This is a genomic window from Pseudomonas sp. CC120222-01a (assembly GCF_003097235.1).
GTDB lineage: Bacteria > Pseudomonadota > Gammaproteobacteria > Pseudomonadales > Pseudomonadaceae > Aquipseudomonas.
Genome location: NZ_QEQQ01000037.1, coordinates 1 through 17,563 on the forward strand (window position 1 = coordinate 1; position 17,563 = coordinate 17,563).

At 63.1% G+C, this 17,563-nt stretch carries 17 protein-coding genes and 1 pseudogene; 12 read left to right on the forward strand and 6 right to left on the reverse strand.

Annotated elements, in window-relative coordinates; translation table 11 throughout:
• Positions 1-325 (forward strand): transposase (locus tag N430_RS27800; RefSeq protein ID WP_146232707.1); only part of this gene is annotated, 325 nt, incomplete at its 5' end.
• An 86-nt stretch (positions 326-411) separates the two neighbouring features.
• On the opposite strand, the gene radC is transcribed toward N430_RS27800, so the two are convergent.
• The gene (gene radC / locus N430_RS27805) at positions 412-1,092 is read right to left on the reverse strand and encodes a DNA repair protein RadC (RefSeq protein WP_110639901.1); all 681 of its coding nucleotides are present in this window, start codon (positions 1,090-1,092) and stop codon (positions 412-414) included.
• Positions 1,093-1,220: 128 nt separating this feature from the next.
• Between radC and coaBC the strand changes: the two genes are divergently transcribed.
• The 4 genes and pseudogenes from coaBC to argB all read left to right on the forward strand — a co-directional run bounded on the left by coaBC (position 1,221) and on the right by argB (position 5,342).
• A complete protein-coding gene (coaBC, locus tag N430_RS27810; protein ID WP_110639900.1) occupies positions 1,221-2,432 on the forward strand; it encodes a bifunctional phosphopantothenoylcysteine decarboxylase/phosphopantothenate--cysteine ligase CoaBC in 1,212 nt (403 codons plus the stop codon).
• 5 nt (positions 2,433-2,437) lie between these two features.
• Complete coding sequence (gene dut / locus N430_RS27815; protein ID WP_054886764.1) at positions 2,438-2,893, forward strand: dUTP diphosphatase; 456 nt, start codon at positions 2,438-2,440, stop codon at positions 2,891-2,893.
• 136 nt (positions 2,894-3,029) lie between these two features.
• Positions 3,030-4,403 (forward strand): annotated as a pseudogene (locus tag N430_RS27820) (phosphomannomutase/phosphoglucomutase); the annotation flags it as partial.
• Between the two features lie 30 nt (positions 4,404-4,433).
• The gene (gene argB, locus N430_RS27825; RefSeq protein WP_110639898.1) at positions 4,434-5,342 is read left to right on the forward strand and encodes an acetylglutamate kinase; all 909 of its coding nucleotides are present in this window, start codon (positions 4,434-4,436) and stop codon (positions 5,340-5,342) included.
• Between the two features lie 183 nt (positions 5,343-5,525).
• Here argB and pyrE read toward each other — a convergent pair whose 3' ends face one another.
• Positions 5,526-6,167: an orotate phosphoribosyltransferase gene (pyrE, locus tag N430_RS27830; RefSeq protein WP_008091580.1), complete on the reverse strand. Its 642-nt coding sequence runs from the start codon at positions 6,165-6,167 to the stop codon at positions 5,526-5,528.
• An 80-nt stretch (positions 6,168-6,247) separates the two neighbouring features.
• On the opposite strand from pyrE, the gene N430_RS27835 reads away from it, so the two are divergent.
• Complete coding sequence (locus tag N430_RS27835) at positions 6,248-7,027, forward strand: exodeoxyribonuclease III (RefSeq protein ID WP_008091582.1); 780 nt, start codon at positions 6,248-6,250, stop codon at positions 7,025-7,027.
• Between the two features lie 61 nt (positions 7,028-7,088).
• On the opposite strand, the gene rph is transcribed toward N430_RS27835, so the two are convergent.
• A complete protein-coding gene (gene rph, locus N430_RS27840; RefSeq protein ID WP_103448475.1) occupies positions 7,089-7,811 on the reverse strand; it encodes a ribonuclease PH in 723 nt (240 codons plus the stop codon).
• A 205-nt stretch (positions 7,812-8,016) separates the two neighbouring features.
• Between rph and N430_RS27845 the strand changes: the two genes are divergently transcribed.
• Together N430_RS27845 and gmk are read left to right on the forward strand one after the other, a co-directional pair.
• Positions 8,017-8,880 (forward strand): YicC/YloC family endoribonuclease, encoded by an 864-nt coding sequence (locus N430_RS27845; protein WP_110639897.1) that lies wholly within the window; start codon positions 8,017-8,019, stop codon positions 8,878-8,880.
• 13 nt (positions 8,881-8,893) lie between these two features.
• Positions 8,894-9,514, forward strand: a complete 621-nt coding sequence (gene gmk / locus N430_RS27850; protein ID WP_110639896.1) for a guanylate kinase — start codon at positions 8,894-8,896, stop codon at positions 9,512-9,514.
• 124 nt (positions 9,515-9,638) lie between these two features.
• Here gmk and N430_RS27855 read toward each other — a convergent pair whose 3' ends face one another.
• The 3 genes from N430_RS27855 to N430_RS27865 all read right to left on the reverse strand — a co-directional run bounded on the left by N430_RS27855 (position 9,639) and on the right by N430_RS27865 (position 13,438).
• Positions 9,639-11,177 (reverse strand): APC family permease, encoded by a 1,539-nt coding sequence (locus N430_RS27855; protein WP_110639895.1) that lies wholly within the window; start codon positions 11,175-11,177, stop codon positions 9,639-9,641.
• Between the two features lie 118 nt (positions 11,178-11,295).
• Complete coding sequence (locus N430_RS27860; RefSeq protein WP_110639894.1) at positions 11,296-12,051, reverse strand: gamma-glutamyl-gamma-aminobutyrate hydrolase family protein; 756 nt, start codon at positions 12,049-12,051, stop codon at positions 11,296-11,298.
• Between the two features lie 4 nt (positions 12,052-12,055).
• A complete protein-coding gene (locus N430_RS27865; protein WP_110639893.1) occupies positions 12,056-13,438 on the reverse strand; it encodes a glutamine synthetase family protein in 1,383 nt (460 codons plus the stop codon).
• Between the two features lie 205 nt (positions 13,439-13,643).
• On the opposite strand from N430_RS27865, the gene N430_RS27870 reads away from it, so the two are divergent.
• The 4 genes from N430_RS27870 to N430_RS27885 all read left to right on the forward strand — a co-directional run bounded on the left by N430_RS27870 (position 13,644) and on the right by N430_RS27885 (position 17,556).
• A complete protein-coding gene (locus N430_RS27870; RefSeq protein ID WP_110639892.1) occupies positions 13,644-14,516 on the forward strand; it encodes a LysR family transcriptional regulator in 873 nt (290 codons plus the stop codon).
• Positions 14,517-14,720: 204 nt separating this feature from the next.
• Complete coding sequence (gene rpoZ / locus N430_RS27875; protein WP_016394025.1) at positions 14,721-14,984, forward strand: DNA-directed RNA polymerase subunit omega; 264 nt, start codon at positions 14,721-14,723, stop codon at positions 14,982-14,984.
• 59 nt (positions 14,985-15,043) lie between these two features.
• Positions 15,044-17,152 (forward strand): bifunctional GTP diphosphokinase/guanosine-3',5'-bis pyrophosphate 3'-pyrophosphohydrolase, encoded by a 2,109-nt coding sequence (gene spoT, locus N430_RS27880; protein ID WP_110639891.1) that lies wholly within the window; start codon positions 15,044-15,046, stop codon positions 17,150-17,152.
• 23 nt (positions 17,153-17,175) lie between these two features.
• Positions 17,176-17,556: a RidA family protein gene (locus N430_RS27885; RefSeq protein ID WP_043199829.1), complete on the forward strand. Its 381-nt coding sequence runs from the start codon at positions 17,176-17,178 to the stop codon at positions 17,554-17,556.
• Positions 17,557-17,563: the final 7 nt, after the last annotated feature.

The following is a 17,563-nucleotide window of genomic DNA, read 5'->3' on the forward strand; positions in this document are numbered from 1 at the left end:
CTTCATCCGGGGCGAGTTTAAAAGCAGTGACTCGTACATAGCGTTCTTAGGAATGGACCTAAGAGTGATTGATTCTGGGCAAAAAAGTGGCCGCCGTCGCCTCACTAAGCGAGGCTGCTCTGAGATCCGTCGTCTGCTGCATAACGCCGCGATGGCTGCTAGCAGGTCGGCTGCCTGGAAAGAGGTCTACGAGCAACACCGGCGTGCTGGAAAAGCAACGACACAAGCTCTGGTAATCCTGGCTAGAAAGCTCGCACGGGTGGCATTCGCCCTGATGAAAAATCAGGACGAATACGTCACCAAAGGCGGGAAACTGGCTTGTTGAAAACCATAGAATCTCCCACAGGTGTTGTGCCGTCCCTGTGGGAGCGGGCTTGCCCGCGAAGAGGCCGGTGCAGGCAGCACAAAGCCTCAGGCCACAATCCACCCATGCTCGACCATCGACAGCGGCTCCCCATCACCAATGATGATGTGATCCAGCACCCGCACATCGATCAGCCCCAACCCCCGCTTCAGCGACAGCGTCAGGTGCACATCATCCTGGCTCGGTTCGCTGTTGCCCGAAGGATGGTTGTGGCACAGGATCAGCGCCGCCGCGTTGTGCTGCAGCGCCCGGCGCACCACTTCGCGCGGGTAGACACTCGCACGGTCTATGGTGCCCCTGAACAGGATCTCGAACGCCAGCGGCCGGTGCTTGGTATCCAGGAACAGACAGCCGAACACTTCGCTCGCTTCATGGCGCAGCATGGACTTCAGATAGCGTCGCACCGCAGCCGGGCTGTCCATGACCGACTCGTGTTTGATAGCAGTGGCCAAGTGCCTACGCCCGATCTCCAGCAATGCCTGCAGCTGGCTGTACCTCACCGGGCCCAGCCCAAGCTCACCGACGAAGGCTTCACGGTCGGCTTCCAGCAACTGACGCAAGCCGCCGAACTTCACCAGCAGACCTCGCGCCAGCTCCACGACATTGCGCCCACGCACGCCAGAGCCTAGAAACACGGCCAGCAACTCCGCATCGGTCAGGCTGCCAGCTCCGCGCTGCAACAACTTCTCCCTCGGCCGCTCTTCAGCCGGCCACTCCCTGATATTCATCCCTGCTCCCTGCCCTTGCTGCGGCCCGTTTCGGCCCTGTGTTAATCTATTTCGCCTCGTACATGCGACGTTCTGCCGCAGGCATTTTCAAACGTCGCCGCCCGCTCTCACTGGAAAAAGGCAAGCCTATGCAGCGGCTGTATCGCAAGCGCATCGTTCTCGGCGTTGGAGGTGGCATTGCCGCCTACAAAAGTGCCGAGCTGATTCGCCGACTCCTGGAGCACGGCGCGCAGGTGCGCGTCGTCATGACCCGTGGTGGTGCCGAATTCATCACCCCGCTGACCCTGCAGGCGCTGTCCGGCCACCCGGTGCACATGGATCTGCTCGACCCTGCCGCCGAAGCGGCCATGGGCCACATCGAACTGGCCAAATGGGCCGACCTGGTACTGATCGCCCCGGCCACCGCCGACCTCATGGCGCGCATGGCCCAGGGCATGGCCGACGACCTGCTGACCACCCTCGTACTGGCCACCGACGCCACCGTGGCCGTGGCCCCGGCGATGAACCAGGCGATGTGGCGCGACCCGGCAACGCAAGACAACCTCGAACTGCTCAAGCGCCGTGGCATCCAGGTGTTCGGCCCGGCCTCGGGCAGCCAAGCCTGTGGCGACGTGGGCCTGGGGCGCATGCTCGAAGCTACCGACCTGGCCTGGTGCGCCGCAGAAAGCTTCAAGCGCCAGGCACTGACCGGCAAGCACGTGCTGATCACCGCCGGCCCGACCCAGGAAAACATCGACCCCGTGCGCTACATCACCAATCATAGCTCCGGCAAGATGGGCTTCGCCCTGGCCGAAGCGGCTGCCGAAGCCGGTGCTCGGGTGACCCTCGTCACCGGCCCTGTGCACCTGCAGACCCCCGACCGCGTGCAGCGTATCGACGTGGTCAGCGCACGGGACATGCTCGCAGCCTGTGAAGCCGCCATGCCGTGCGACCTGTTCATCGCGTCCGCGGCGGTCGCAGACTACCGCCCAGAGGTGGTCGCCCCGCAAAAGCTCAAGAAGGATCCTACGACCGGCGACGGCATGCTGCTGCAGATGGTGCGCAATCCCGATATCCTTGCCACCATCGCTGGCCGTGCCGACCGCCCGTTCAGCGTCGGCTTCGCCGCCGAAACCGAACACTTGCTCGATTACGCCACGCGCAAGCTCAAGGACAAGAACCTCGACCTGATCGTCGCCAATGATGTGGCCAACCCCAGCATCGGCTTCAACAGCGAGGAAAATGCCCTGACCGTGATCGACCGCCAGCAGCACCAGACCCTCTTCGCGCAGACCAGCAAGGGCAAGATCGCCCGGCAACTGGTCGCCTTCATCGCCGAACGGCTCAATCAGGTTCAATAAGTTACATGCACGCTCTTCAAGCCAAGATTCTCGACCCACGCCTGGGCAGCGAATTCCCGCTGCCGCAATACGCCACCCCTGGCTCCGCCGGCCTCGACCTGCGCGCCCTGCTGAAAGAAGACACCGTCCTCGAGCCGGGCCAGACCCTGCTGATCCCGACCGGCCTGTCGATCTACATCGGCGACCCGGGCCTGGCGGCCATGATCCTGCCGCGCTCGGGCTTGGGCCACAAACACGGCATCGTGCTCGGCAACCTGGTCGGCCTGATCGACTCGGACTACCAGGGCGAACTGATGGTGTCGTGCTGGAACCGTGGCAATACGCCGTTCACCATCGCCGTCGGCGAGCGCATCGCTCAACTTGTCCTGGTGCCTGTGGTACAAGCGCATTTCGACATCGTCGAGCGCTTCGACGAGAGCCAGCGTGGCGCGGGCGGCTTCGGCCATTCCGGTAGCCACTGAGCCGACCAACGACCGTTCAGGCCAAGGATGGCGAACTCTCTGGCGATTCCACCGTCCAAGCGTTCAGTTTGCGCCTGCCCAGAAAAGCCTTTGACTAATGGAGTTTCCCGAGATGAACGACATGGCCCACCTGGTCCCGGCACTGCCGGAAAGCATCTTCCGCGCCTATGACATCCGCGGCGTGGTCGGCAAGACCCTGCACGGCGAAACCGCCTACTGGATCGGCCGCGCCATCGGCGCGCAGACCCTTGCCCAGGGCGAACCGCAGATTTCCGTTGGCCGTGATGGCCGCCTGTCCGGCCCGATGCTGGTCGAGCAACTGATCAAAGGCCTGGTCGATGCCGGTTGCCAGGTCAGCGACGTCGGCCTGGTGCCGACCCCCGCCCTGTACTATGCCGCCAACGTACTGGCCGGCAAGTCCGGCGTGATGCTCACCGGCAGCCACAACCCTTCGGACTACAACGGCTTCAAGATCGTCATCGCGGGCGATACCCTGGCCAACGAGCAGATCCAGGCCCTGCTGACCCGCCTGAAGACCAATGACGTGCCGCGCGGCGAAGGCAGCGTGCAAAAGGTCGAGATTCTCGATCGCTACTTCCAGCAAATCGTCGGTGACGTGAAGCTGGCGAAGAAGCTCAAGGTCGTGGTGGATTGCGGCAACGGCGCCGCTGGCGTAATTGCGCCGCAGCTGATCGAAGCCCTGGGCTGCGACGTCATCCCGCTGTTCTGCGAGGTGGACGGCAACTTCCCCAACCACCACCCGGACCCGGGCAAGCCGGAAAACCTCGAAGACCTGATCGCCAAGGTCAAGGAAACCGGCGCCGACATCGGCCTGGCCTTCGACGGCGACGGTGACCGCGTAGGCGTGGTGACCAACACCGGCAGCATCGTCTACCCAGACCGCCTGCTGATGCTCTTCGCCCTCGACGTGCTGGAGCGCAACCCAGGCGCCGAGATCATCTTCGACGTCAAATGCACCCGCCGCCTGACCCCGCTGATCGAACAGCACGGTGGCCGCGCCCTGATGTGGAAGACCGGCCACTCGCTGATCAAGAAGAAGATGAAGCAGACCGGCTCGCTGCTGGCTGGCGAGATGAGCGGTCACATCTTCATCAAGGAGCGCTGGTACGGTTTCGATGACGGTATCTACAGCGCCGCACGCCTGCTGGAGATCCTCAGCAAGGCCTCGCAGAACGCCGAAGACCTGTTCGCCGCCTTCCCGAACGATATTTCCACGCCGGAAATCAATATTGATGTGACCGACGAGGGTAAATTCAGCATCATTGATGCACTGCAACGCGACGCTCAGTGGGGCGAAGCCAACCTGACCACCATCGACGGTGTGCGGGTCGACTACCCGAAAGGCTGGGGCCTGGTCCGCGCCTCCAACACCACGCCGGTGCTGGTGCTGCGTTTCGAGGCTGAAAGCGACGCCGAGTTGCAACGTATCAAGGATGTTTTCCGCGCCCAGTTGCTGCGGGTTGCCCCTGAGCTGCAACTGCCGTTCTGACCGACTATCTGTTCCTTACAGGAGCCCTGCATGACCCTCGATCGCGATGCCGCTTCCCATGTAGCCGAGGTTTTGTCCGAAGCACTGCCTTACATCCGCCGCTTTGTCGGCAAGACCCTGGTGATCAAGTACGGCGGCAACGCGATGGAGAGCGAAGAGCTCAAAACCGGCTTTGCCCGGGACATCGTGCTGATGAAGGCCGTGGGCATCAACCCGGTGGTCGTGCACGGTGGCGGCCCGCAGATCGGTGACCTGCTCAAGCGCCTGTCGATCGAGAGCCACTTCATCGATGGCATGCGCGTCACCGACGCCGCGACCATGGACGTGGTGGAAATGGTCCTCGGCGGCCAAGTCAACAAGGACATCGTCAACCTGATCAACCGCCATGGCGGCAGCGCCATCGGCCTGACCGGCAAGGACGCCGAGCTGATTCGTGCGAAAAAGCTCACCGTCACCCGCCAGACCCCAGAGATGACCCAGCCGGAAATCATCGACATCGGCCACGTCGGCGAAGTGGTCAGCGTCAACACCGACCTGCTGAACATGCTGGTGAAAGGCGACTTCATCCCGGTGATCGCGCCCATCGGCGTGGGTGCCAACGGTGAGTCGTACAACATCAACGCCGACCTGGTGGCGGGCAAGGTTGCCGAAGCGCTGAAGGCTGAGAAGCTGATGCTGCTGACCAACATCGCCGGCCTGATGGACAAGCAGGGCCAGGTCCTGACTGGCCTGACCACCGAGCAGGTCAATGAACTGATCGCCGACGGCACTATCTACGGCGGCATGCTGCCGAAGATCAAGTGCGCGCTGGAAGCGGTCCAGGGCGGCGTCAACAGCTCGCACATCGTCGACGGCCGCGTGCCGAACGCGGTGCTGCTGGAGATCTTCACCGACAGCGGCGTCGGCACCCTGATCACCAACCGCAAGCGTCACGCATAACCTGCACCGGCCTCTTTGCGGGCTCGCCCGCTCCCACAGGAATGTCGCAGCCCTCCAAGCCAGCGCTGTACCTGTGGGAGCGGGTTTATCGAGGCGTCGAACCGCCGCGAAAGGGCCGGGACAGCAGAAACAAAAAAGGCGGCCCTCTCACGAAGGTCGCCTTTTTTCGTTACCCGGCCGGGATCAGATCCCGTACTGCGCCCGGTAAGCCTCGACCGCCGGCAGATGCTGCTTGAGCTGCGGATCGTCCGCCAGGAACTCCAGTACCTGGGTCAGCGAAACGATACTGACCACAGGAATACCGAAGTCACGCTCCACTTCCTGGATCGCCGACAGCTCGCCATTGCCGCGCTCTTCACGGTTCAGCGCAATCAGCACGCCAGCGGCCTTGGCCTGCTGGGCGTTGATGATCTGCATCACTTCGCGAATCGCGGTACCGGCAGTGATCACGTCATCGATGATCAGCACATCACCGGCCAGCGGTGCGCCTACCAGGCTGCCGCCTTCGCCGTGATCCTTGGCTTCCTTGCGGTTGAAGCACCACGGCACGTCGAGCTGGTGCTGATCGGCCAGGGCCACGGCAGTGGTTGCTGCCAGGGGAATACCCTTGTAGGCCGGGCCGAACAGCACATCGAACGGGATCTTGCTGTCGACGATGGCTGCCGCGTAGCAACGGCCCAGTTGCGCAAGGGCGGAACCGGTGTTGAACAGGCCGGCATTGAAGAAATACGGGCTGGTACGCCCCGATTTCAGGGTGAATTCACCGAAGCGCAGCACGCCGCGATCGATGGCAAAACGGATGAAGTCGCGCTGATACGGCTGCATGTAAGGTCCCGGACACCACGGATTTAGCTAAATGGGTTGAGCTCGGGTATCATACACGCACGAGATTTTTGGGGCCATTTATGCGGATCATCAGTGTGAACGTGAATGGCATTCAGGCTGCGGCCGAGCGTGGATTGCTCAGCTGGCTGCAAGCCCAGAATGCCGACGTCATCTGCCTTCAGGATACCCGCGCCTCGGCCTTTGAACTCGACGACCCAGCTTTCCAGCTCGATGGCTATTTCCTTTATGCCTGCGACGCGGAGGTACCCGCCCAAGGTGGCGTGGCACTGTACTCGCGCATGCAGCCCAAGGCAGTCATCACCGGCCTGGGTTTCGAGACAGCCGACCGCTACGGGCGTTATCTGCAAGCAGATTTCGACAAAGTCAGTATTGCCAGCCTGCTGCTGCCTTCGGGCATGAACGGCGACGAAGACTTGAACCAGAAATTCAAGTTGATGGACGACTTCGCCAAGTACCTGGACAAACAGCGTCGCAAGCGTCGCGAATACATCTATTGCGGCTCGTTCTACGTGGCGCAGCAGAAGCTCGACATCAAGAACTGGCGTGACAGCCAGCAGTCGCCGGGTTTCCTGCCGCCAGAACGGGCATGGATGGATGCGATCACCGGCGACATGGGCTATGTCGATGCCTTGCGCGAAGTCAGCCGTGAAGGCGACCAGTACAGCTGGTGGCCGGACAACGAACAGGCCGAAATGCTCAACCTGGGCTACCGGTTCGACTACCAGATCCTCACCCCGGGCCTGCGCCGCTTCGTGCGCAACGCCCGCCTGCCGCGTCAGCCGCGCTTCTCGCAACATGCGCCGCTGATCGTCGACTACGACTGGACGTTGACCATCTGAGTGCTGCTCAGACACAAAAAAGCCGACAGTGATGTCGGCTTTTTTGTGTCTGCAGGAACAGTCAGTCGGCCAACGCGGCGTTCTGCAGTTCGAAGATTTCACTCATGCCCTTCTGCGCCAGCGCCAGCATGGCGTTGAAGTCTTCAGGCTGGAACGGAGCACCTTCGGCAGTGCCCTGTACTTCGATGAAACCGCCGGCACTGGTCATGACCACGTTGAGGTCGGTTTCTGCAGCGGAGTCTTCCAGGTAGTCCAGGTCGAGTACCGCTTCGCCCTGGTACATGCCCACCGACACGGCAGCGATCATGTGCTTGAGCGGATTGCCGGCCTTCAGGCCACCGCGCTTCTTGATCACGGCCAGGGCGTCGCACAGGGCGACCATGGCGCCAGTGATCGATGCGGTGCGGGTGCCGCCATCGGCCTGGATCACGTCGCAGTCGATGTACAGGGTGATGTCACCGAGCTTGCTCATGTCCAGTGCGGCACGCAGCGAACGGCCGATCAGGCGCTGGATTTCCAGGGTGCGGCCACCTTGCTTGCCACGGCTGGCTTCGCGCTGGTTACGCTCGCCGGTGGAACGCGGCAGCATGCCGTACTCGGCGGTCAGCCAGCCTTGGCCCTGGCCTTTGAGGAAGCGCGGTACGCCATTTTCGACGCTGACCGTGCAGATGACCTTGGTGTCACCGAACTCGACCAGTACCGACCCTTCGGCGTGCTTGGTGTAGTTGCGGGTGATGCGGATCGAGCGGAGCTGATCGGCGGCGCGACCACTTGGACGTTTCATCTGGGATACCTGTACTGGGACTTTGAATCTGCCCGCCATTATAGAGCCCGTCGCCCGCAGAGGACATGCCTATTGTCGCGCCCCCGGCAGCCTGTCGCCTTTTCCCACTCGCGGGCACGCGCTCTGTAACATGGGCGGATTGGGCGCCGCCTGCGCACTGCGCTACAATCCCGCGCCTTCAATTCATTTACGCGAGGTACTTCCCATGGTGCACAGCATGACCGCTTTTGCTCGTGTCGAGCGCGCAGGCAGCCAAGGCACCCTGGTCTGGGAACTGCGCTCGGTCAACCACCGTTACCTTGAGCCTCACCTGCGCCTGCCGGACGCCCTGCGCGACCTTGAAGGCGCGGTACGTGAAGGCCTGCGCCAGGGCCTGTCGCGCGGCAAGGTCGAATGCACCCTGCGCCTGCACGAAGACAGCAATGGCAAACCGCTCAAGGTCGACCGCGAGCGCGCTGCGCAGCTGGTCGCTGCCGCCGAAGAGGTGGCCGGCCTGATCAAGCAGCCGGCCGCGCTCAACCCGCTGGAAGTGCTGTCCTGGCCGGGCGTGCTGGTGGCCGACGCCACTGACCCCCAGGCATTGAACGCCGAAGCCGTGACGCTGTTCGACGAGGCCCTGGCCGAGCTCAAGGCCGGGCGCCTGCGCGAAGGCCAGGAGCTGGCCCGGCTGATCAACGAACGCCTGGACAACATGACCACCGAGGTCACCACCCTGCGCGCCCTGGTGCCGCAGATGCTCGCCGCCCAGCGGCAGAAGATCATCGACCGTTTCGGTGACCTCAAGGCCGAGCTCGACCCGCAGCGCCTGGAGCAGGAAATGGTGCTGCTGGCACAGAAGAGCGACGTCGCCGAGGAGCTCGACCGCCTCAGCACCCACGTCAACGAAGTGCGCCGGGTGCTCAAGTCCGGCGGTGCCGCCGGCCGGCGCCTGGACTTCCTGATGCAGGAACTCAACCGCGAAGCCAACACCCTGGGCTCCAAGGCCTTCGACCCACGCAGCACGCAAGCGGCGGTCAACCTGAAGGTGTTGATCGAACAGATGCGTGAACAAGTACAGAACATCGAGTAAGGCCACCCCGACCATGAATCAAAGCAGCGGCACCCTCTATATCGTTTCGGCACCGTCCGGCGCCGGCAAGACCAGCCTGGTCACCGCCCTGATCAAGGCCGACCCGCGCGTCAGCGTCTCGGTCTCGCACACCACCCGCGCCATGCGCCCGGGCGAAGAACACGGCGTGAACTACCACTTCGTCAGCCATGACGATTTCAAGGGGCTGATCGCCAAGGGTGACTTCCTCGAGCACGCCGAAGTGTTCGGTAATTTCTACGGGACTTCGCGCAGTGCGCTGCAAGAGGTGCTGGACCGGGGTAACGACCTGATCCTGGAGATCGACTGGCAAGGCGCCCAGCAGGTGCGTAAGCTGATGCCCGAGGCACGTTCGGTATTCATCCTGCCGCCGAGCCAGCAGGCCCTGCGCGAGCGCCTGGATGGCCGTGGCCAGGACAGCGAAGAAATCATCGCCGGGCGCATGAAGGAAGCGGTCAGCGAGATGGAGCACTACGACGAATACGAGTACGTCATCATCAACGACGACTTCGGCGTGGCGCTTGAGGAATTGAAAGCGGTGTTCGTGGCCAACCGGCTGCTGCTGGGCAAGCAGCAGCAGCGCTACAGCGAACTGCTGAAAGAACTGCTCGCCTGATTCACCGAGCGGGGCTGCTTTGCAGCCCTTTCGCGACACAAGGCCGCTCCCAAATTGATCGGCGTACGCTGCCCTCTGTGGGAGCGGCCTTGTGTCGCGAAAGGGGCGCAAAGCGCCCCCAGCATTAGTCCTGCAGTGGCAGGGTGGCCTGCTGACGCAGGGTCGCCCCGAGGAAGTAAGCCGGCGCACGCATCCGCGAAATCATCATCAGCACGATCCCCAGTGCCGAAATGATCGCCGCAATCACGAACACCAACCCCAGCCCCGCCACATGCGAGCCGCTGCCGAAGTCCGGCGAGGCGCTGTCGATCGCCGTGCGCACGAAGATCACCGACAGGATCACCCCACCCACCAGCGGGCACAGGCCGCGCATGAAGAAGTGGCGCAGGCTGCCGAACAGGCTGTCACGGAAGTACCAGACGCAGGCGAACGCCGTCAGCGAATAGTAGAAGCAGATCATCATGCCCAGCGCCGTGATGGTGTCAGCCAGCACGTTCTCGCTCAGGGTACGCATGGTCACGTAGAACAGCCCTGCCGCCACACCGGCGCAGATGGTCGCGTAACGCGGCGTTTGCGAACGCGGGCAGACGCTGGCGAACTTCTGCGGCACCGCGCCGTAGTAACCCATGGCCAACAGCGTGCGCGCCGGCGACACGAAGGTCGACTGCAGCGACGCCGCGGTGCTCGCCAGCACGGCAATCGACATCAGGATCGCCAGCGGCCCCATCACCGGCCCGGCCAGGTGGGCGAACACGTTTTCCTGGATGCGCGGGTTGTTCAGGCCCAGGCCTTGCTCGCTGATACCGGCGAACTGCAGGGTGGCGATGGCGGTAACCAGGTACAGGCCAAGAATCAGCAGCACGGTCCAGGTGGCCGCCTTGCCCGGCACCTCGTCACTGCCGACCGACTCTTCGCTGACGGTCAGGCACACGTCCCAGCCCCAGAAGATGAAGATCGACAGCGACAGCCCCGCAGCGAAGGCCGAGAACGACTCGACACCGAACGGGTTGAACCAGGCGAAATCGAACTCCAGCGGCGGCGGTGCAGTGGTGCCGCCGAAGGCCGCGAAGGCAAAGCCGAGCAGTACCATCAACTGCAACGCCACCAGGCCGTATTGCACAGTCATGGTGGTGGCCATACCGCGGCAGCAGATCCACACCGCCATGGCAATGAACACACAACAGGTGGTGACATTGATCAACAGGTTGTCGGCCAATGCCGCCAGTTCGTGGTGGCCGGTGATCTGGCTGAGGAACAGATAGAAGAAGTCGACGGCAACGCCCGCCAGGTTGGACAGCACGATGGTGGTGGCCACCACCAGCCCCCAGCCACCGATCCAGCCGATCATCGGGCCAAAGGCACGGGCCGACCAGGTAAACGAAGTGCCGCTGTCCGGCTCGGCCGAATTCAGCTCGCGGTAGCCCAAGGCAACCAGCAGCATCGGCAGGAAGCCGACAATGAATACGGCGGGAAGATGAGCACCGACCTCACGTACGGTCGGGCCAAGGGCGCCGGTCAGGGTGTAGACCGGGGCGATGGTGGAAATGCCCAGCACCACGCTGGCCAGCAGGCCAAGTCGGCCCTTGGCCAGGCCTTTGCTGCGCTGAGTGCTGCCCGAGTCGGCCACATCGGGTGGGCGGCCGGCTTCTGTGTAATTGCTCATGAGTTTTTGCCGTAACTATTGGAATTGTTTTCACAGGCCCTGTTCCCAAGGCCTGCTTCCACTCATTGAAAGCGCGCTGCCGGGGGTGAGTCATCCCGGACTTTTGGCTGACTTGCTGTCAGACCTCCCGTGCAGCATGGGCAATACAGGCCTCGCGGAACGCCTGGAAAAGGCTCAGGGAGACCGGGTTGTCGGCGAAACGCCATTCAGGGTGCCACTGCACGCCAAGTACAAAGCCCGGCGCGTCAGGCATCGACACTGCTTCGATCAGGCCATCCGGGGCCTGTGCCTCGACCCGCAGGCCTGGGGCCAGGCGGTCGATGCCCTGGCTGTGCAGCGAGTTGACCTCGAACTGCGCAGCCAGGCCCAGGCGCTCGAACAACCCGCCAGGCGCAACGCTGACGGGATGACGAGGGCCGTATTGCACCTCCAGGGGTGCATCCTCGGGTTCACGATGGTCCATGTAGCCGGGCAGTTCCTGCACACGCTGGTGCAAGCTGCCGCCCAGGGCCACGTTCAGTTCCTGGAAGCCACGGCAGATGCAGAACACCGGCACGCCGACGGCAATCGCCGCCTGCAGCAGCGGCAGGGTCAACCGGTCACGGGCAAGGTCGTGCCGGGTCCCTTCAGCGCTGGCGGCGCCATTGTAATGATGCGGCTCGATATTAGAAGGCGAGCCGGTAAAAACAATGCCGTTAAGCCGGGACAGCAGCGACTGGGTGTCACTGCCGCCATCGCGGGCCGGCAGAATCAGCGGCAATCCGGCGAAGCCGGCGGCCTCCACGTACTTGTCGCCTACTGTGTGCGACGAGTTCTTCCCCACCTGCTGGCGGCAGGCGCTGATACCGATCAAGGGGACCGCAATTGCGCTCATGGGCTTACACCGTGTGCAGGTACCAGTTGTACTCGAGGTCGGAAATCGAAACTTCGAACTCGGCCAGCTCACTTTCCTTGCAGGCCACGAAGATATCGATGTAGTCCGGGCTGATGTATTGGTTGAGGACTTCGCTGTCATCCAGCGCACGCAGGGCGTCGCGCAGGTTGTTCGGCAGGCTCTGCTCCAGCTGTTCGTAGGAGTTGCCTTCGATCGGTGCACCCGGCTCGATCTTGCTGGTCAGGCCGTGGTGGATGCCGGCCAGGATGGCCGCCAGCATCAGGTACGGGTTGGCATCGGCACCAGCCACGCGGTGCTCGATACGGACGTTTTCGCTGCTGTCGGTCGGTACGCGCACGGCCACGGTGCGGTTGTCCAGGCCCCAGCTCGGCGCGTTCGGCACGTAGAACTGCGCACCGAAGCGGCGGTAGGAGTTGATGTTCGGGCACAGGAAGGCCATCGACGCCGGCATGGTCTCGAGCACACCGCCGATGGCGTGGCGCAGGGCGTCGCTTTGCAGCGGGTCTTCATTGGCGAAGATGTTCTTGCCGGTTTTCTTGTCCAGCAACGAAATGTGCACGTGCAGGCCGTTGCCCGCCTGGCCCGGGTAGGGCTTGGCCATGAACGTGGTGTCCATTTCATGGTCGTAGGCGACGTTCTTGATCAGGCGCTTGAGCAGGATCGCATAGTCGCAGGCCTTCATCGGGTCAGCGACGTGGTGCAGGTTGACTTCGAACTGCGCCGGGGCACTTTCCTTGACGATGGCATCGGCTGGCAGGCCTTGCTCCTTGGCCGCTTCGAGCATGTCCTGCAAGCAGTCGGCGTATTCGTCGAGGTCGTCGATCAGGTACACCTGGGTCGACTGCGGGCGCTTGCCCGAGATGGGCGAGCGTGGCGGCTGCGGGCGGCCGTTGAGGTTGTCCTGGTCGATCAGGTAGAACTCCAGCTCGAACGCGGCGCAGATATCCAGGCCCATGGCGTCGAACTTGCTCACCACCTGGCGCAGCACTTCGCGCGGGTCGGCGAAGAATGGCTCACCGTCAAGTTCGTGCATGGTCATCAGCAGCTGCGCGGTCGGGCGCTTCTGCCACGGCTCGTCGGACAGCGTGCCGGCAATCGGGTAGCAGATGCGGTCGGCGTCACCGATGTCCAGGCCCAGGCCGGTGCTTTCCACGGTCGAACCATTGATATCGAGGGCGAACAACGAGGCCGGCAGATTGATACCTTTCTCGTACACCTTGTGCAGGCTGGCGCGCTCGATGCGCTTGCCGCGTACCACGCCGTTCATGTCGGAAATCAGCAGATCGACGTACTGCGTATCCGGATGGGCCTGAAGGAAGTCATTCATCTCGCTGGAAGTACTGGCGCACGGGGTGACCGACGTCATGGCTTACATCCTATGATTTGCTGCGGCGATGTGGGGATACGGCTGGCGCCTCACGGGCGACGATGGTTGCAGCTGTTGTTTTTTTCACTTTCCCATCGTGGGGATTGGTTACCCGACCGGGCGCATTGATTCCGGGGGGCCGTTTCACTATAAAATGGCCCTCACGCAACAGACATTGGCAATTCGGCAAGCAGAGCGTGCACCAATGCAATATCAGATTACCCACGCCGACCTCTCCCTGGTCCTGGCACTGGAACGCGGGCGCTCACTGGCCAAGGCCGCCGAACTGCTCAAGGTCGACGTTTCGACCGTGTTCCGCTCGATTCGCCGACTGGAGTCGGCGCTGGGCACCGCGCTGTTCGTGAAAAGCCGCAAAGGCTACCTGCCGACCGACACGGCCCAGGCCCTGGCCGAGCAGGCCGAGCGCGCCGAACAGGCGCTGGATGCCGCACGGATCGCCATGACCAGCGGCGAACAAGTGGTCAGCGGCACCGTGCGCCTGACCTGCACCGAGGCGGTGATGCACAGCCTGCTGCTGCCGGCGCTGGCGGCGTTCATGCCGAACTACCCGGCGTTGTCGCTGGAGATGGGCACCTCCAACACCTTCGCCAACCTCAGCCGGCGCGATGCCGACATCGCCCTGCGCCTGACCAATACGCCGCCGGAACACCTGGTGGGTCGTTGCCTGGGTTCCACATCCTATGTGATCTGCGGTCAGCCGCAGTGGCGCGAGCGCCTGAACGAGTCGGCCAGCAGCGTGCCGTGGATCGCCCCGGACGATTCCATGCAGGACCACCCCACCGTGGTCTGGCGCAACCAGCAATTCCCGGGGCTGAACCCGCGTTACCAGTGCAGTGGCATGTCGACCATCGCCCAGCTGGTGAGCACCGGGCTTGGCGTGGCGGCATTGCCCGACTATATGGTGCATGCGCTACCGGGGGTTGATGCGCTGAGCGGGCCGCTGCCGGGCTGCGATACCCAGTTGTGGCTGCTGACCCGGCCGGATTGCCGGGCGCTGCGCTCGGTGCAGACCTTGTTTGAGGAGCTTACGCCGCGGTTGCGGGATGCGATGCTCTGAGGTTATCGTCAGAAGCATGCATCGAGGGTGTCTGTTCCGGCCCTTTCGCGGCTGAAGCCGCTCCCACAGGGTACGGTGATACGCAGGCCCGACGGGGTAGCCGACAAAACAGCGCTTCCCTATTGGCTGGTGATTTTTTAAACTATCGAGTCCGCCTGCCCATATTGGGCTGCACGCCTACCGCATTTGCTACTGAGGAAGACCATGGCCCGCGTAACTGTTGAAGACTGCCTGGAACACGTGGATAACCGTTTTGAGCTGGTCATGCTCTCGACCAAGCGCGCCCGTCAGCTGGCTACCGGCGGCAAAGAGCCACGCGTAGCGTGGGAAAACGACAAGCCGACCGTGGTCGCCCTGCGCGAAATCGCCGAAGGTATCGTTACCCCTGAGTTCATCGCCGCCGAAGAGATCGTCACCGAGGATCCGGTCTTCGCCGCGTTCGAGGACGAGTCCAACGAGGCTGTCTGATCGATGCCCTGTCGACGTCGCGCGGCACAAGGCCCTCTTCCTCGGCAAGAGGTGAAACCATGCCGGGCATAGAAGCCTTAGCCGAACGGCTGTCGACCTACCTGGGCCCCGAACAGGTCAACCTGGTTCGCCGCGCCTATTTCTACGCCGAACAGGCACACGACGGGCAGCGCCGCCGCAGCGGCGAGCCCTACGTGACCCATCCGCTGGCAGTGGCCAGCATCCTCGCCGACATGCACATGGACCATCAGAGCCTGATGGCCGCCATGCTGCACGACGTGATCGAAGACACCGGCATCGCCAAGGAAGCCCTCTGCCAGCAGTTTGGCGAGACCGTGGCCGAACTGGTCGATGGGGTCAGCAAGCTGACCCAGATGAACTTCGAGACCAAGGCCGAGGCGCAGGCCGAAAACTTCCAGAAGATGGCCATGGCCATGGCCCGCGATATCCGCGTGATCCTGGTCAAGCTGGCCGACCGCCTGCACAACATGCGCACTCTTGAAGTGCTGTCTGGCGAAAAACGCCGGCGCATCGCCAAGGAAACCCTCGAGATCTACGCCCCCATCGCCAACCGCCTGGGCATGCACACCGTGCGCGTGGAGTTCGAGGACCTCGGCTTCAAGGCCATGCACCCGATGCGTTCGTCGCTGATCCACCGGGCGGTGAAGAGCGCACGCGGCAACCGTAAAGAGATCGTCGCCAAGATCGAGCACTCGCTGGCCAACTGCCTGGCCGCAGACGGCATCGAGGGCGAGGTCAGCGGCCGGCAGAAACACCTCTATGGCATCTACAAGAAGATGCGTGGCAAGCGCCGCGCCTTCAACGAGATCATGGACGTGTACGCCTTCCGCATCATCGTCGACAAGGTCGACACCTGCTACCGCGTGCTCGGCGCCGTGCACAACCTGTACAAGCCGCTGCCCGGTCGCTTCAAGGATTACATCGCGATCCCCAAGGCCAACGGCTACCAGTCGTTGCACACCACGCTTTTCGGCATGCACGGCGTGCCCATCGAGATCCAGATCCGCACCCGCGAAATGGAAGAGATGGCCAACAACGGCATCGCCGCGCACTGGCTGTACAAGTCCAACGAGGACGAGCAACCCAAGGGCAGCCATGCCCGGGCGCGTCAGTGGGTCAAGGGCATCCTCGAGCTGCAGCAGCGTGCCGGCAACTCGCTGGAATTCATCGAAAGCGTGAAGATCGACCTGTTCCCGGACGAGGTCTACGTGTTCACGCCCAAAGGCCGGATCATGGAGCTGCCCAAAGGCTCCACCGCCGTCGACTTCGCCTACGCGGTGCACACCGACGTTGGCAACAGCTGCATCGCCTGCCGCATCAACCGCCGCCTGGCGCCGCTGTCCGAGCCGCTGCAGAGCGGCTCGACGGTGGAAATCGTCAGCGCCCCGGGCGCACGGCCGAATCCGGCCTGGCTCAATTTCGTGGTCACCGGCAAGGCGCGCACGCACATTCGCCATGCCCTCAAGCAGCAGCGCCGCTCCGAGTCGATCAGCCTCGGCGAGCGCCTGCTGAACAAGGTGCTGACCGGTTTCGACAGCAGCCTGGAGAAAATCCCCCAGGAGCGTATCCAGGCGATTCTCGCCGAGTACCGCCTGGAGCTGATCGAGGACCTGCTCGAAGACATCGGCCTGGGCAACCGCATGGCCTACGTGGTCGCCCGCCGCCTGCTGTCGGCCGAAGGCGAACAGCTGCCAGCGCCGGAAGGCCCGCTGGCGATCCGCGGAACCGAAGGCCTGGTGCTGAGCTACGCCAAGTGCTGCACGCCGATCCCGGGCGACCCGATCGTCGGCCACCTGTCAGCAGGCAAAGGCATGGTCGTGCACCTGGAAAACTGCCGCAACATCAGCGAAATTCGCCACAACCCGGAGAAGTGCGTACAGCTCTCGTGGGCCAAGGACATCACTGGCGAATTCAACGTCGAGCTGCGTGTCGAGCTTGAACACCAGCGCGGCCTGATCGCCCTGCTGGCCAGCAGCGTCAACGCTGCCGACGGCAACATCGAGAAGATCAGCATGGACGAACGCGACGGCCGTATCAGCGTGGTCCAACTGGTGGTCAGCGTGCACGACCGTGTGCACCTGGCGCGTGTGATCAAGAAGCTGCGTACCTTGACCGGCGTGGTCCGCATCACCCGCATGCGTACGTAGTCCGCCAACCGCAAGGAGTCATCATGAGCAAGACCGTAATCAACAGCGACAAGGCCCCTGCCGCTATCGGCACCTACTCCCAGGCGATCAAGGCCGGCAACACCGTCTACATGTCGGGCCAGATCCCGCTGGACCCGAAGACCATGGAACTGGTCGAAGGCTTCGAAGCCCAGACCGTACAGGTGTTCGAGAACCTCAAGTCCGTGGCTGAAGCGGCTGGCGGTTCGTTCAAGGACATCGTCAAGCTGAACATCTTCCTCACCGACCTGAGCCACTTCGCCAAGGTCAACGAGGTGATGGGCCGCTACTTCGAACAGCCCTACCCAGCCCGCGCCGCCATTGGCGTTGCTGCACTGCCGAAAGGCGCCCAGGTCGAAATGGACGCCATTCTGGTCATCGAATGATGCCCCT

Excerpts from the sequence above, each read along its gene's own strand:
- radC (WP_110639901.1), bottom strand. The coding sequence starts at position 1,092 with ATGAATATCAGGGAGTGGCCGGCTGAAGAGCGGCCGAGGGAGAAGTTG.
- coaBC (WP_110639900.1), top strand. The coding sequence starts at position 1,221 with ATGCAGCGGCTGTATCGCAAGCGCATCGTTCTCGGCGTTGGAGGTGGC.
- dut (WP_054886764.1), top strand. The coding sequence starts at position 2,438 with ATGCACGCTCTTCAAGCCAAGATTCTCGACCCACGCCTGGGCAGCGAA.
- argB (WP_110639898.1), top strand. The coding sequence starts at position 4,434 with ATGACCCTCGATCGCGATGCCGCTTCCCATGTAGCCGAGGTTTTGTCC.
- pyrE (WP_008091580.1), bottom strand. The coding sequence starts at position 6,167 with ATGCAGCCGTATCAGCGCGACTTCATCCGTTTTGCCATCGATCGCGGC.
- N430_RS27835 (WP_008091582.1), top strand. The coding sequence starts at position 6,248 with ATGCGGATCATCAGTGTGAACGTGAATGGCATTCAGGCTGCGGCCGAG.
- rph (WP_103448475.1), bottom strand. The coding sequence starts at position 7,811 with ATGAAACGTCCAAGTGGTCGCGCCGCCGATCAGCTCCGCTCGATCCGC.
- N430_RS27845 (WP_110639897.1), top strand. The coding sequence starts at position 8,017 with ATGGTGCACAGCATGACCGCTTTTGCTCGTGTCGAGCGCGCAGGCAGC.
- gmk (WP_110639896.1), top strand. The coding sequence starts at position 8,894 with ATGAATCAAAGCAGCGGCACCCTCTATATCGTTTCGGCACCGTCCGGC.
- N430_RS27855 (WP_110639895.1), bottom strand. The coding sequence starts at position 11,177 with ATGAGCAATTACACAGAAGCCGGCCGCCCACCCGATGTGGCCGACTCG.
- N430_RS27860 (WP_110639894.1), bottom strand. The coding sequence starts at position 12,051 with ATGAGCGCAATTGCGGTCCCCTTGATCGGTATCAGCGCCTGCCGCCAG.
- N430_RS27865 (WP_110639893.1), bottom strand. The coding sequence starts at position 13,438 with ATGACGTCGGTCACCCCGTGCGCCAGTACTTCCAGCGAGATGAATGAC.
- N430_RS27870 (WP_110639892.1), top strand. The coding sequence starts at position 13,644 with ATGCAATATCAGATTACCCACGCCGACCTCTCCCTGGTCCTGGCACTG.
- rpoZ (WP_016394025.1), top strand. The coding sequence starts at position 14,721 with ATGGCCCGCGTAACTGTTGAAGACTGCCTGGAACACGTGGATAACCGT.
- spoT (WP_110639891.1), top strand. The coding sequence starts at position 15,044 with ATGCCGGGCATAGAAGCCTTAGCCGAACGGCTGTCGACCTACCTGGGC.
- N430_RS27885 (WP_043199829.1), top strand. The coding sequence starts at position 17,176 with ATGAGCAAGACCGTAATCAACAGCGACAAGGCCCCTGCCGCTATCGGC.